Annotated in this window: 14 protein-coding genes; 5 read left to right on the top strand and 9 right to left on the bottom strand. The window is 57.3% G+C overall.

The features are described from left to right. Window positions 1-72: 72 nt before the first annotated feature. Entirely contained in the window at window positions 73-1,212 is a 1,140-nt protein-coding gene (locus tag F3J31_RS04480) for a polysaccharide export protein (RefSeq protein WP_167211574.1), read from the bottom strand. Window positions 1,213-1,700: 488 nt separating this feature from the next. Here F3J31_RS04480 and F3J31_RS04485 point away from each other — a divergent pair, with 488 nt between their 5' ends. Together F3J31_RS04485 and F3J31_RS04490 are read left to right on the top strand one after the other, a co-directional pair. Next, a complete protein-coding gene (locus F3J31_RS04485) occupies window positions 1,701-2,033 on the top strand; it encodes an RcnB family protein (RefSeq protein ID WP_008500887.1) in 333 nt (110 codons plus the stop codon). Then, a complete protein-coding gene (locus tag F3J31_RS04490) occupies window positions 1,984-2,463 on the top strand; it encodes a GNAT family N-acetyltransferase (RefSeq protein WP_045908655.1) in 480 nt (159 codons plus the stop codon). The genes F3J31_RS04485 and F3J31_RS04490 overlap by 50 nt, the downstream gene beginning before the upstream one ends. 95 nt (window positions 2,464-2,558) lie before the next feature. Here F3J31_RS04490 and apbC read toward each other — a convergent pair whose 3' ends face one another. Continuing rightward, the gene (gene apbC, locus F3J31_RS04495) at window positions 2,559-3,668 is read right to left on the bottom strand and encodes an iron-sulfur cluster carrier protein ApbC (protein ID WP_045908656.1); all 1,110 of its coding nucleotides are present in this window, start codon (window positions 3,666-3,668) and stop codon (window positions 2,559-2,561) included. A gap of 137 nt (window positions 3,669-3,805) precedes the next feature. Here apbC and metG point away from each other — a divergent pair, with 137 nt between their 5' ends. Then, window positions 3,806-5,839, top strand: coding sequence for a methionine--tRNA ligase (gene metG / locus F3J31_RS04500; RefSeq protein WP_167211577.1), 2,034 nt, complete (start codon window positions 3,806-3,808; stop codon window positions 5,837-5,839). A gap of 110 nt (window positions 5,840-5,949) precedes the next feature. Here metG and F3J31_RS04505 read toward each other — a convergent pair whose 3' ends face one another. Genes F3J31_RS04505 through F3J31_RS04515 form a run of 3 tightly spaced genes read right to left on the bottom strand, consistent with a single transcriptional unit; the run spans window position 5,950 to window position 8,865 of the window. Continuing rightward, on the bottom strand, window positions 5,950-6,420 hold the full coding sequence (locus F3J31_RS04505) for a DUF1456 family protein (protein ID WP_008500891.1): 471 nt from the start codon (window positions 6,418-6,420) through the stop codon (window positions 5,950-5,952). 46 nt (window positions 6,421-6,466) lie between these two features. Next, window positions 6,467-7,186: a two-component system response regulator BtsR gene (gene btsR, locus F3J31_RS04510; RefSeq protein WP_024908144.1), complete on the bottom strand. Its 720-nt coding sequence runs from the start codon at window positions 7,184-7,186 to the stop codon at window positions 6,467-6,469. Continuing rightward, on the bottom strand, window positions 7,180-8,865 hold the full coding sequence (locus F3J31_RS04515) for a sensor histidine kinase (RefSeq protein WP_024908145.1): 1,686 nt from the start codon (window positions 8,863-8,865) through the stop codon (window positions 7,180-7,182). Before F3J31_RS04515 ends, btsR begins: the two co-directional genes overlap by 7 nt. Before the next feature lie 217 nt (window positions 8,866-9,082). On the opposite strand from F3J31_RS04515, the gene mlrA reads away from it, so the two are divergent. Both mlrA and F3J31_RS04525 read left to right on the top strand, forming a co-directional pair. Further along, window positions 9,083-9,823, top strand: coding sequence for an HTH-type transcriptional regulator MlrA (gene mlrA, locus F3J31_RS04520; protein ID WP_048224086.1), 741 nt, complete (start codon window positions 9,083-9,085; stop codon window positions 9,821-9,823). Between the two features lie 69 nt (window positions 9,824-9,892). Next, complete coding sequence (locus F3J31_RS04525; RefSeq protein WP_008500895.1) at window positions 9,893-10,006, top strand: protein YohO; 114 nt, start codon at window positions 9,893-9,895, stop codon at window positions 10,004-10,006. Here the strand turns inward: F3J31_RS04525 and F3J31_RS04530 are convergent. Genes F3J31_RS04530 through F3J31_RS04545 form a run of 4 tightly spaced genes read right to left on the bottom strand, consistent with a single transcriptional unit; the run spans window position 9,981 to window position 13,732 of the window. After that, a complete protein-coding gene (locus tag F3J31_RS04530) occupies window positions 9,981-10,718 on the bottom strand; it encodes an ABC transporter permease (protein ID WP_167211580.1) in 738 nt (245 codons plus the stop codon). The two genes, F3J31_RS04525 and F3J31_RS04530, sit on opposite strands and share 26 nt — an antisense overlap. Next, complete coding sequence (locus F3J31_RS04535) at window positions 10,702-11,652, bottom strand: ABC transporter ATP-binding protein (protein ID WP_167211583.1); 951 nt, start codon at window positions 11,650-11,652, stop codon at window positions 10,702-10,704. The genes F3J31_RS04530 and F3J31_RS04535 overlap by 17 nt, the downstream gene beginning before the upstream one ends. Further along, window positions 11,645-12,802, bottom strand: coding sequence for an ABC transporter permease (locus F3J31_RS04540; RefSeq protein WP_048028246.1), 1,158 nt, complete (start codon window positions 12,800-12,802; stop codon window positions 11,645-11,647). Before F3J31_RS04540 ends, F3J31_RS04535 begins: the two co-directional genes overlap by 8 nt. A gap of 12 nt (window positions 12,803-12,814) precedes the next feature. Further along, window positions 12,815-13,732, bottom strand: coding sequence for an ABC transporter substrate-binding protein (locus F3J31_RS04545; RefSeq protein WP_167211585.1), 918 nt, complete (start codon window positions 13,730-13,732; stop codon window positions 12,815-12,817). Between the last annotated feature and the right edge of the window lie 35 nt (window positions 13,733-13,767).

A 13,767-nucleotide genomic window follows, 5' to 3' on the forward strand; every position in this document is an offset into this window, starting at 1 on the left:
CCGAAAATGGCCGCTCACCAATCGGTGAGCGGCACATATTGCCGGTGCAGACCACTAAGATTGAAGGGAACATTACTGCGGCCACGCTCTGATGTTACGAACGGTTTCGGTCAGGTCATGTACGCCGCTGATGGTGGGTACCAGCTGGGAGATCACGCGATTCCAGCGTGATAGCGGTGCCGTGGTGACGTAGACAATGTCATACGGCTCAAGCTGAAATTCCGTACCCAGCACCATGGCTGACGCATCTTCCGCATTCAGCTGATAGATATTGGCGATTTTGTTGGTGTCGCCTTTTTTCGATACCTGCCGAATAACAAAAATGCCGGTTGCATCGGCCATATTTTGGTTAAGCCCCCCGGCATTCCCCAGGGCCTCGGCCAGCGTCATGCCGCTACGATCCATCTTAAGCGTGCTCTGTTTAATCACTTCCCCCATCACGAACACCTTCAGCGCGTCGTTCCGGGGCACAAACAGGATATCGCCAGGATAAAGCAGCTTATTTTGGGTCAAATCGCCATGCTGCATCAGGGCATAGAGGGAAAGGTGCGCGTCCTGTCCATTATGTGTGAGCACGACGTTACGCCAGTCGGCATCTGCCGAGAGCCCACCCGCAGCGTTAACCGCGTCCATCACCGTCAGCGGAATATTGGTTATCGGTTGTTGCCCTGATTTTTCCACCTCACCGGTGACGTAGGCTTTTTGTGAACGGAAGGCGGCAACGCTGACGTCCACCTGCGGGCTCTCAATAACGTTATCCAATCGAGCCGTAATCTCGTCGCGTACCTGTGAAACCGTTTTTCCTGCTACCCGCAGTTTACCGACATAGGGATAAAAGAGCGTGCCGTCGGCGTTAACCCAGTTGCCGGCATCGCTCGCGCTACGATATTGTCCTGCCGGCGTCGTTAATTCAGGGTGATCCCAGACGGTGACCGTCAGGATGTCACCCGTACCAATACGGTATTCCCAGCGTTTGATCTGCGCATCCAGATTAGGATTTGCCTGAGATTTCGACACGGGCGGACGCAGTTTTTCAATCAATTCCGGCGTCAGGTGAAAAATTTCCACGCGCTTTTCGAGCTGATAATTTGCCTCTTCCGACGAAATAACGTTCTTCCCGGACACAGTTAAGTCCTGGCCTGGTGAAAACATACACCCCGTTAACTGACTCATACTCAGAAATAAGAGCGAAAATGCAGTTGTACTTTTCATTAATATAAATATTTCTTTTCAACGTTGCGTTTATCGTCAAGCCTGTAAAAAGACTTAAGCTAACACCATGAAATTTAATTGATTACCCTTTCCCGGAGTGAAATTGCTGGCATTATAAAACGCACTTCACCCGCTTTCTAAAAAGCAGAGCCTTTGCCTGGTCTTGTTAAAAAAATGGAGGTAAGCACGCTGCACTCGAAGGCGATATTAAATGCTCTTCAGGCGGAAAGCATTCGCATCGTTTTCTAACTTTGATATGAAAAGTTATTTTCAGAATTAATAAATGAAATGATAAATATTAAAAATATAAGACACTGGCAATATTCCCGACACTGATAAACATCACGCAATTGGGCTACACAAAACCGTCCACTTTTGTTACATTTTTTTTCAAACATACCCTGCGTTGATACTTAAAATGGACTGTCTGCTTCGCTTTGCACGACCCGCAGACGAAAAGTATCTGTAACGATATCACTGGAGAAAAAATGGCTAAGCGTAAACTGCTGCTTCTGGGTGTATTACTGTCTCTGGCGGGATCTGCATTCTCTGCCCCGCAAACGGCCGCTGCACCCTCCGGCATCAAGGCCTATGAAGAACAAGAGTTCATCGCTGACTTCACGAAATTCAAGATTGGCGACACGGCGCCGGCGCAGTATCAAACGCCGGAGTACACCATCAAACAGTACCAGCTGCGTAATCTGCCGGCGCCGGATGCCGGAACCCACTGGACCTACATGGGCGAGAATTACGTGTTGATTGGCGATGCGGATGGCAAAATCTACAAAGCCTATAATGGAGATATTTTCTATCACCGCTAATACCATCCTGATCCGCCCCTGGCAGGAAAGCGATCGCCCTTTCCTGCGCACGCTCTTCCTCCACGCCCGGCGTGAAGCCTGGCCATGGCTGGACAGTTCAGACTGGCAGCTTGAAGACTTTGACGCGGCCACCCGTGACGAAGTGATTTGGGTTGCCACGCAGAACGGCCATCGCCTGGGTTTTGCTTCCGTCTGGACGAACGATAATTTTCTGCACAACCTCTTTGTTGACCCGCAGTATCAAAGCCACGGCGTCGGGAAAATGCTCCTGGAACAGGTGCAGAAGACGTTTACCAGTACGGGTTCGCTTAAGTGTCTGGTGAAGAATGCGCGGGCTGTCGCGTTTTACCAGCGGCACGGCTGGCACATTGAGGCGACGGGGGATTCTCCGGAGGGAGAGTATTATTTGATGCACTATCGGTTGGGTTAAAGTCGGGTGGCGGCTTCGCCTTACCCGACCTACGTGATAGTGCCAGTTGTAGGCCGGGTAAGCGAAGCGCCACCCGGCAATTCAACGCGAAGGCGTTACACCGCGCGGAACGCGATTTCGCCCGGGATCACTTCGCCCTGCCAGTAAAGCTGCGCCGCAACGCGACCCGCCAGCTGACGATACATCTCTGCAAATTCGCTGTCCGGACGGCTGACCACCGTCGGCTTGCCGCTATCCAGATCTTCGCGCAGGGTAATGTGCAGCGGCATCTGTCCCAGGAGTTGGGTGTGATACTTCGCGGCCAGTTTTTCTGCGCCACCCGTACCGAAGATAGGCTCGTGGTGACCGCAGTTGCTGCAGATGTGCATGCTCATGTTCTCCACGATACCGAGCACCGGCACTTCCACCTTCTCGAACATCACGATGCCTTTTTTGGCGTCGATCAGCGCGATATCCTGCGGCGTGGTCACCACAACGGCTCCCGTCACCGGAATGTTTTGCGCCAGCGTGAGCTGAATATCACCGGTGCCCGGCGGCATGTCCAGCACCAGATAATCCAGATCCGGCCACATCGTCTCCTGCAGCATCTGCAGCAGCGCTTTGCTGGCCATCGGGCCGCGCCAGACCATGGCGTTATCGTCAGTCACCAGGTAACCGATGGAGTTGGTCGCCAGACCGTGCGCCATGATCGGTGCCATGTGGGTGCCGTCCGGTGAGGTTGGACGCTGGTTTTCCGCGCCCAGCATATTTGGAATAGACGGACCGTAGATGTCGGCATCCAGAATACCGACCTTTGCCCCTTCCGCTGCCAGCGCCAGCGCCAGGTTTACGGCGGTAGAGGATTTCCCCACCCCGCCCTTCCCCGAGCTGACGGCAATGATGTTTTTCACGCCGTTCACGCCTGGCTGGTTTTTCACGCGTTTCAGCGTGGCAATGCTGTGGCTCAGCTTCCAGTCGATCGCCTTCGCGCCGGTCATGCGCAGCAGCTCAGAGCTGGTCTGCTCTTTCAGCGCGTCAAAGGCGCTGGTCCAGACGAACGGCATCTGCAGCTCAATGTGCAGCGTATCATCCAGCCAGGCAACGTGGTGTAACGCTTTCAGCGTAGTGAGATTATGCTTCAGGGTTGGATGCTGAAAGTTAGCCAGCGTCCCGGCGACCATTGCTCGTAAGGCTTCCGGTGATTTGGCCTGGGATTGAGAACTCATCCCGACTCCTTTGTTCTTGTGAATAAGACCTTAGATGAACAAGTTTACCTGAAAGGCCGTGGTTTGTGCTTACTTAATAATGCCCCTTTTGGTAATATCAAAAACCCTTTTCACAGTTAAAAGAAGTAATGCCTACTATGACTCAAGTCGCGAAGAAAATTCTGGTAACGTGCGCACTGCCGTACGCCAACGGCTCAATCCACCTCGGCCACATGCTGGAGCATATCCAGGCTGATGTCTGGGTCCGTTACCAGCGAATGCGCGGCCACGAGGTTAACTTCATCTGTGCGGACGATGCCCACGGCACGCCGATCATGCTGAAAGCGCAGCAACTGGGGATCTCCCCGGAGCAGATGATTGCCGACATGAGTCAGGAGCATCAGACCGATTTTGCTGGCTTTGACATCAGCTATGACAACTATCACTCCACGCACAGCGACGAAAACCGCGAGCTGTCGGAGCTGATCTACACCCGTCTGAAAGAGAACGGTTTTATTAAAAACCGCACCATCTCGCAGCTGTACGATCCGGAAAAAGGCATGTTCCTGCCGGACCGCTTCGTCAAAGGCACCTGTCCGAAATGTAAATCCCCGGATCAGTACGGCGATAACTGCGAAGTGTGCGGCGCAACCTACAGCCCGACCGAGCTTATCGAGCCGAAATCCGTGGTTTCCGGCGCCACGCCTGTGATGCGTGACTCCGAGCACTTCTTCTTCGACCTGCCGTCCTTCAGCGAAATGCTGCAGGCGTGGACCCGCAGCGGCGCACTGCAGGAGCAAGTGGCGAACAAGATGCAGGAGTGGTTCGAATCCGGCCTGCAACAGTGGGATATCTCCCGCGATGCGCCGTATTTCGGCTTCGAAATCCCGAACGCACCGGGCAAATACTTCTACGTCTGGCTGGACGCGCCAATCGGCTACATGGGCTCCTTTAAGAACCTGTGCGACAAGCGTGGCGATACCGTAAGCTTCGACGATTACTGGAAGAAAGATTCCACTGCCGAGCTGTACCACTTCATCGGTAAAGACATCGTTTACTTCCACAGCCTGTTCTGGCCGGCCATGCTGGAAGGCAGCAACTTCCGCAAGCCAACCAACCTGTTTGTTCACGGCTACGTGACGGTGAACGGCGCCAAGATGTCCAAGTCCCGCGGGACGTTCATCAAGGCCAGCACCTGGCTGAACCACTTCGACGCGGACAGCCTGCGCTACTACTACACCGCGAAGCTCTCTTCCCGCATCGACGATATCGACCTGAACCTGGAAGATTTCGTGCAGCGCGTGAATGCGGACATCGTCAACAAGGTGGTGAACCTGGCGTCACGTAACGCGGGCTTCATCGCCAAGCGTTTTGACGGCGTGCTTTCTGCCGAACTGGCCGATCCTGAGCTGTATAAAACCTTCACCGATGCCGCCGCTGCGGTTGGCGAAGCCTGGGAAAGCCGTGAATTCGGTAAAGCGATTCGCGAAATCATGGCGCTGGCCGATGTTGCCAACCGCTATGTGGACGATCAGGCCCCGTGGGTGGTCGCGAAACAGGAAGGCCGTGACGCCGACCTGCAGGCGATCTGCACCATGGGTCTGAACATGTTCCGCGTGCTGATGACCTGGCTGAAGCCGGTTCTGCCACAGCTGGCAGCCCGTGCTGAAGCGTTCCTGAACACGGAACTGACCTGGGATGCTATCCAGCAGCCGCTGCTCGGCCACAAGGTCAACACCTTCAAAGCGCTGTACAACCGCATCGAGATGAAGCAGGTTGAAGCCCTGGTGGAAGCCTCTAAAGAAGAGGTGAAGGCAGCAGCGGCACCGGTCACCGGCCCGCTGGCAGACGACCCGATTCAGGAAACCATTACCTTCGATGATTTCGCCAAAGTCGACCTGCGCGTGGCGCTGATTGAAAACGCGGAGTTCGTGGAAGGCTCTGACAAGCTGCTGCGCCTGACGCTGGATCTGGGCGGCGAGAAGCGCAACGTCTTCTCCGGGATCCGCTCTGCTTACCCGGATCCGCAGGTGCTGATCGGCCGTCAGACCGTGATGGTGGCGAACCTGGCGCCGCGTAAAATGCGCTTCGGCATCTCTGAGGGGATGGTGATGGCTGCAGGCCCTGGCGGGAAAGATATCTTCCTGTTAAGCCCTGACGAAGGCGCGAAGCCGGGTCAGCAGGTGAAATAACAAAAAAGCCGGAGATTATCTCCGGCTTTTTTTTGCCCGGCGGCGCTACGCCTGCACGGGCCTACGGGTTTTGTAGGCCGGGTAAGGTGAAGCCGCCACCCGGCTAAACATCACGCCTTCGGGTGATGCACCCGGTGGGTCAGCCCGCGCAGGAAATTACGCAGGAACTGGTCACCGCACTCGCGGTAGTTTTTATGATCCGGCGCGCGCATCATGGCGGTCACTTCCGGCACGGATACGCGGAATTTTTGCTCGGTCATGATCGCCACGATATCGTCCGTTTTCAGCGAGAACGCGATACGCAGCTTTTTCAGCACCGTGTTGTTGTTCACCCGACGCTCCAGCGCCAGCTCTGGCGCGGCCGGATCTTTGCCACGCTTATCGTAAATCAGGCCGTTCAGGAAACCCGACAGAATGATGTCAGGGCAGCGGACAAAGCCCTCTTCGTCTTCTTTGGTCATCCACGTGTCAAAACTCGCAGACGTGGATTCCATATCGGACAGCGCAAGAATGCGCACCATGTCGTTATTGTTCGCTTTCAGGGTGTAGCGCAGGCTACGAAGAATATCGTTACTTAGCATAGAGCCTTCGAATGTCGATGATGCAATGGCGCGCAGTGTATCAGCTTTACAGCCCAATCGCCTCTTTCAAACTCTTCAGGTAGCGACGGCTAACGGGTACCGTTTGTCCGGCACGCAGCACCAGCTCGGCCTGGCCGTTATCTTCCAGGCGGATCTCCTTCAGATGCGCCATATTCACCAGGTACTGACGGTGACAGCGAATCAGCGGCGTGCGGCTCTCCAGCGTGCGCAGGGTCAGCTCGGTAAACCCTTCGTTCCCTTCCGCGCTGGTGACAAACACCCCGCTCAGACGGCTGCTGACAAAGGCCACATCATCCATCTGCAGAAGATAAATCCGGCTGTGCCCGGTGCAGGGGATAAACTTCAGCGGCTGCTGGTTTTCCGGCAGCAGCGTGACGTCCTGGACCGTGCGCTCCTGGCGTAAACGGGTGAGCGTTTTTTCAAGACGCTTCTCTTCAATCGGCTTGAGCAGATAGTCAAACGCGTGCTCCTCAAAAGCCTTAACGGCATATTCATCAAACGCCGTCAGAAACACGATGTAGGGACGATGTTCCGGATCGAGCATGCCGACCATCTCCAGCCCGCTGATGCGGGGCATCTGAATATCGAGGAACAGCACGTCCGGACGCAGTTTGTGCACCGCGCCGATGGCCTCAATGGCGTTCGCGCACTCTCCCACAATCTCAATATCCGGCTGCTCCTGCAGCAGAACGCGCAGGTTTTCCCGTGCCAGCGGCTCATCATCCACAATCAGCACTCTTAACATGCGTTTTCCTCCAGCGGCAGTCGTACGGTAATACGGGTAAATCGGTCGGGCTCGCAGGCGACGGTAATGCCACAGTCATCGCCAAAATGGGCACGCAGGCGTTTATCCACCAGGCTCATCCCTAAACCGCCGGAGGCGGAAGGCTGATAAAGCCCGGCGTTGTCTTCAATATCCAGCACCAGGTGATGGTTGAAACGGCTGGCGGCAATGGTTATCTCCCCCGTTCCCAGCAGCTGTGACGTACCGTGTTTGATGGCGTTTTCCACAATCGGCTGCAGGGTAAAGGCCGGAAGATGCTGATACGCCAGCTCATCCGGTACGGAGAGCGACACCTGCAAACGAGACTGGAAACGCGCCTGTTCAATCTGCAGATAGGCATTCACGTGCTCAATCTCATCGGCGAGGGTGACGATCTCAGACGGACGTTTCAGATTTTTACGGAAAAAGGTCGACAGAAACTGCACCAGCTGGGCGGCCTGATCGCTGTCGCGGCGGATCACCGCTTTAAGCGTATTGAGGGCGTTGAACAGGAAATGCGGATTGACCTGGGCATGCAGCAGTTTGATCTCAGACTGCGTCAGCAGGGCTTTCTGCCGCTCATACTGTCCGGCGAGGATTTGCGCGGACAGCAGCTGGGCGATCCCCTCCCCCAGCGTGCGGTTGATCGAGCTGAACAGACGGTTTTTCGCCTCATACAGCTTGATGGTGCCCATCACCCGCTGATTCTCGCCGCGCAGCGGAATCACCAGCGTGGAGCCCAGCTTGCACTGCGGATGCAGCGAACAGCGGTAAGGCACTTCGTTTCCGTCGGCATACACCACCTCGCCGGTTTCAATGGCGCGCAGCGTATAGGCTGAGGAGATGGGTTTACCCGGCAGATGGTGATCGTCCCCGGTGCCGGTAAAGGCCAGCAGCCGCTCGCGGTCGGTGATGGCCACCGCGCCGATATCCAGCTCCTTGTAGAGCACCTGCGCCACCTTCATGCTGTTCTCTTCGTTAAACCCCTGGCGCAGGATCCCTTCGGTCGAGGCGGCAACCTTCAGCGCCGTGGCGGAAAAGGCCGAGGTGTACTTCTCAAACATGGCGCGCTTGTCGAGCAGAATGCGCATAAACAGCGCCGCGCCCACGGTATTGGTCACCATCATCGGAGCAGCAATGCTGCTGACCAGGTGCAGCGCATCCTCAAACGGACGAGCAATCAGCAGGATGATCGCCATCTGCGCCATTTCGGCCACAAAGGTGATGGCTCCGGCGGTGAGCGGGCTGAAGACTTTATCCGGGCGGCCGCGTTTAATCATGTAGCTGTGAACCAGGCCGCCAAGCAGACCTTCCACAATCGTGGAGATCATACAGCTCAGGGCCGTCATCCCGCCCATGGAATAGCGATGCAGCCCCCCGGTTAAACCGACAAGGCCACCGACGACGGGACCGCCCAGCAGCCCGCCCATCACCGCGCCAATCGCGCGCGTATTGGCAATAGAGTCTTCGATATGGAGACCAAAATAAGTCCCCATGATGCAGAAAATAGAGAAGGTGACGTAGCAGAGCAGCTTATGCGGCAGACGTACGGTGACCTGCATCAGCGGGATAAACAGGCGCGTTTTACTCATCAGCCAGGCAATGACAAGAAACACGCACATCTGCTGAAGCAACAGCAGCACCAGATTAAACTCGTACATACTCAAAACCGCACACGCTAAAAACGCGTAACATACACGGATGCGGCTTAACTTTCTTTGAAGCATCCCATAAAAGCGCAAAATCGTGTCCGTTATCACACCTTTTTCTGAATATCGCGCATGCTTCGCATTGTTTGTTCAAAAATCAATCAATCCTTCCTGGTTCCGAAAAGTGGGTCTACAGTTAAGCTGGGGACGCGTAAGCCAGGGGGCGAATATGGCGCTTTACACGATAGGTGAAGTGGCACTCCTTTGTGATATCAATCCCGTTACCCTACGGGCGTGGCAGCGACGGTATGGATTACTCAAACCGCAGAGAACGGACGGTGGTCATCGTCTTTTCAATGAGGCCGATATCGACCGCATCCGCGAGATTAAGAGCTGGATCGACAACGGTGTGCAGGTCGGCAAAGTGAAGTCCCTTCTGAGCCACGACGACCCGGATACGCAGCATCTCTGGCGCGAACAACAGGAAACCCTGCTGCGGCTCCTGCAGGCGGGCAACCTGCAGCGCCTGCGCGCATGGATAAAAGAGCAGGGCCGCGATTACCCGGCACAGACGCTGATCTCCCATCTTTTCATTCCGCTCCGTCGACGCCTGCAGTGCCAGCAGTCTACCCTGCAGGCGCTGCTCAGCATGCTCGACGGGGTGCTGATCAACTACATTGCCGTCTGCCTTGCCTCGGCGAAGAACAAAGCCGGCAAAGATGCGCTGGTGGTGGGCTGGAACGTGCACGATACCACCCGCCTGTGGCTGGAAGCGTGGATAGCCACCCAGAAGGGCTGGCGCGTGGATGTCCTGGCGCACTCGCTGGCGCAGCTCAGACCTGAGTTTTTCGACGGCCAGACCCTGCTGGTCTGGTGTGGCGAAGTGCCGTCCGCCACGCAGCAACAGCTGCTGACGGAATGGCGTGAGAATGGTTACCCGGTTTATTCCCTTGGCCCGGATGAGCCATAACGGCATTTAATGGTTCATTAACAGCTGCGCTTCACCGTATAATTGTTCCGTTAACAACAGGAGCACATGATGAAGGCAACCAAACTGGCCATTATTACCCTTTTTGTCCTGATGGCCGTAAGCGGCATCGGCGGCGTAATGCTGGCAGGGTACTCGTTTATTGTTCGCGGCGGTGTCGGCTGAGGCACAGCGCCAGCCGCTCAAAAGCGCGATCGACGACGATTGCCGCCAGCGCGACCAGCACCGCTCCCTGCACAATATAAGCCGTATTAAACCCGCTTAAGCCGATAATGATCGGCGTTCCCAGCGTATTAGCACCGACCGTCGACGCAATGGTCGCCGTCCCGATGTTAATGATGACCGACGTGCGGATCCCGGCAATGATAACCGGTGCCGCAAGCGGCAGTTCAACCTTACGCAGCCGCTGGCCGCGACTCATCCCCACCCCTTCCGCCACGCTCAGCACGGACGCAGGTACCGCCGCGATGCCCGCCAGCGTGCCCTGCAGAACCGGTAATACGCCGTATAATATCAGCGCAATGATGGCAGGCTGTTGGCCAAAGCCCATCACCGGAACCGCTATCGCCAGCACCGCCACGGGCGGAAACGTCTGTCCGATGGCCGCAATCGTCTCCACCAGCGGACGAAACTCCCGGCCCGCAGGCCGCGTGACCGCGATGCCCGCCCCCACGCCCAGCACAACCGCGATGGCGCTTGAGAGCGCCACCAGCCAGAGATGCGCCAGGGCGAGATTAATAAAGCTCTCCTGCTGATACACCGGCCGCGGCAGTCCGGGAAAGAGGCTGTTAAACAGCGCCGCGCTGTGGGGCATCAGAAACAGTAAAGCGACAAAGAGCGCTACCAGCCAGAGGAGCGGATCACGCAGTGCCTTCATGCGTCACCTCCCCGGCCAGCAGATCGCGAAAGTGTAAGGTTCCGCACGGCGCGCCCCGGGCATCCGCAACGGGCAATACCTCGCACTGGCGCGCGACAAACGCGGAGAGCGCGTCCCGCAGGCTCATCTGCGCCTGCAGCGGTTCGCCGCTCACCGACACCGCATCCCGACGCATATAGTCGCTGACCGTTCGCAGGGAGAGCAGCCTGACGCCCAGTTCGCTGCGGCCAAAAAACTCGCGCACAAAGTCATTCTTCGGCCAGGTTAACAGCTCAAGCGGCGAGCCCTGCTGCACCACTTCGCCATGATCCATCAGCACCAGATGGTCAGCCAGGCGCAGGGCTTCATCAATATCGTGCGTCACGAGCACGATCGTGCGTCCGAGAATGCGGTGAATGCGGGTCATCTCCGCCTGCAGCGCCCCGCGCGTAACCGGATCCAGCGCGCCAAAGGGTTCGTCCATCAGCAACACCTGCGGGTTGGCCGCCAGCGCGCGCGCCACGCCCACGCGCTGCTGCTGCCCGCCGGAAAGCTGGTGCGGATAGCGATCGCGCAGCGCGGGCTCTAACCCCAGCAGAGACATCAGCTCATCAACACGATCGGCGATTTTCGCCCGCGACCATTTTTCCAGCTGCAGCACGGTGGCGATGTTCTGCGCCACCGTCCAGTGCGGAAACAGGCCGATAGACTGAATGGCATAGCCCATCCGACGGCGCAGCTCCAGCACCGGCAGGCTGCGGATCTCTTCCCCGGCAAAGCGAATCAGCCCGCTGTCATGCTCAACCAGCCGGTTGATCATCTTCAGCGTGGTGGACTTGCCCGACCCCGAGGTGCCTATCAGCACGGAAAACGCCCCCTCGGCAAAGTTCAGGTTCAGGTGGCTCGCCGCCGGGCGACCGGCAAAGGTTTTACTGACATCATGAAATTCAATCATTGGCTCTTCTCCCGAGCAGCGCGAGCCATAAGGCAAACAGTGCGTCGACGACCACCGCCAGCGCAATCGTGGGCACCACACCCAATAACACCAGATCCAGAGCACTGCTCAGCAGCCCCTGGAACACCAGCGCGCCAAAGCCGCCCGCGCCAATCAGCGCCGCAATCACCGCCATGCCGACGGTCTGGACCGCCACCACCCGCAGGCTGCGCAACAGCAGGGGCAGCGCCAGCGGGAGCTGAATTTTCCAGAAACACTGCCGCGCGCTCATTCCCATCGCATGGGCGCTTTCCAGCACGTCAGGTGCGACCTGGCCTAAACCTGCGACCACGCCGCGCACCAGCGGCAGCAGGGCATACAGCACCAGCGCGATAAGAGCGGGCGTTAGTCCCGTCCCGGCAACACCGAGCGTTCCGAGCACCGGGAATGACTTCACCAGCCCGGCCAGCGGCGCAATCAGCAGGCCAAACAGCGCAACGGAAGGAATGGTCTGGATAACGTTGAGCACGGCAAAAACCCCGCCCTGGCGTGAAGGATGGCGATAGCACCACATGCCAAGGGGGATCCCAACCAGCAGCGCCGGAACGAGCGTACCGAAGAGGATCGTCAGGTGCTGCGCGAGGGCATCATCAAACACCTCCTGACGGTTGGCGTACTCTTTTAACAGCGAGAGGTTGTTCAATTCCCCGCTGAACAGCAGGAGTAAAGGAATACACCATATCTGCGCATTGAGCACCCAGCGCCAGACGGCACTGGCGATGAGTCGACGAATGGCATCGCTGCAGGCCAGCAGACACAGCGCCAGCCACAGCCACAGGCCGCTGCCGATAGTGGTTCTCGCCAGCGGACTTTCCGCCGAGGCCATATGCGTCGCCGCCAGCCCGGCGCTCCAGAACAGGAGGATAAACAACCCTTCAGAGAGGAACAGCGTCAGCCACTGCGCCGGGCGTCCCTGCCAGAGCGACAGGATCACCCACGCGCCCAGCGATGCCACAAGCCACCCCGGCGTAAACGACCAGACCTGCCAGAGCGCTTTGCCCTCCCCCGACATCAGGCGGTTTGGGGCAACATTGACAAACGGTAACGCGACCGCCGCGATGGCCACACAGGCCAGCAGCAGCAGGACGCGGTTATGACATTTTATTGGCACAGCCTTTTCCCGTTACTTCACAAGCCCTTGTTGCTTCAGGAAGTCGGCGGCCACTTTTTTGGCATCCAGTCCCTCGACGGCAATGCTGGCATTCAGCTGCTGCAGCGTTTTTTCATCCAGCTTTTCGAAGGCCGGTTTGAGCCATTCTGCAATGTCCGGGTACGCTTTTAGCACCGCCTCGCGCACCACCGGGGTCGGCGCGTAAATCGGCTGTACGCCTTTTGGATCGGTCAGGGTTTGCAGGCCAAGCGCCGCCACCGGGCCGTCTGTGCCGTAGGCCATTGCCGCGTTAACGCCGGAGGTTTGCTGTGCCGCCGCTTTGATGGTCACCGCGGTATCCCCGCCCGCCAGCGAGAGCAGCTGAGCCTGGTCGAGCTTGAAGTCGTAGGCTTTTTCGAACGCCGGGAGCGCATCAGGACGCTCGATAAACTCCGCGGACGCCGCCAGCTTAAAGTCGCCCTTCTCTTTCAGGTAGCGGCTGAGATCCGCCAGGGTGGTCAGCTTCCCTTTCTCCGCCACGTCCTTGCGCACGGCGATAGTCCAGGTATTGTTGGCCGGCGCCGGGGTCAGCCAGACCAGTTTGTTCTGTTCCGCGTCGAGTTTTTTGACTTTCTCATATCCGGCTTTGGCGTTTTTCCATGCCGGATCGTTTTCATCTTTGAAGAAGAATGCGCCGTTGCCGGTGTATTCCGGGTAGATATCCAGCTCGCCGGAGGTAATTGCGCCGCGCACAACGGGCGTGGTGCCGAGCTGGACTTTATTGACCGTTTTCACGCCGTGACTTTCCAGCACCTGCAAAATAATATTGCCGAGCAGCGCGCCTTCGGTATCGATCTTTGAACCCACCTTTACCGGCTCCGCCGCCTGTAACGGCAGGCTCAGCGCCGCCAGTAACACCGCAGATCCCCACATCCCCTTTGCAATCGTCATTCCGCTATCCTCATTTTTTTGCTGCCTTTTTCAGA

The sequence above is a fragment of the Enterobacter sp. Acro-832 genome (assembly GCF_011752745.1).
Lineage (GTDB): Bacteria > Pseudomonadota > Gammaproteobacteria > Enterobacterales > Enterobacteriaceae > Enterobacter > Enterobacter quasiroggenkampii.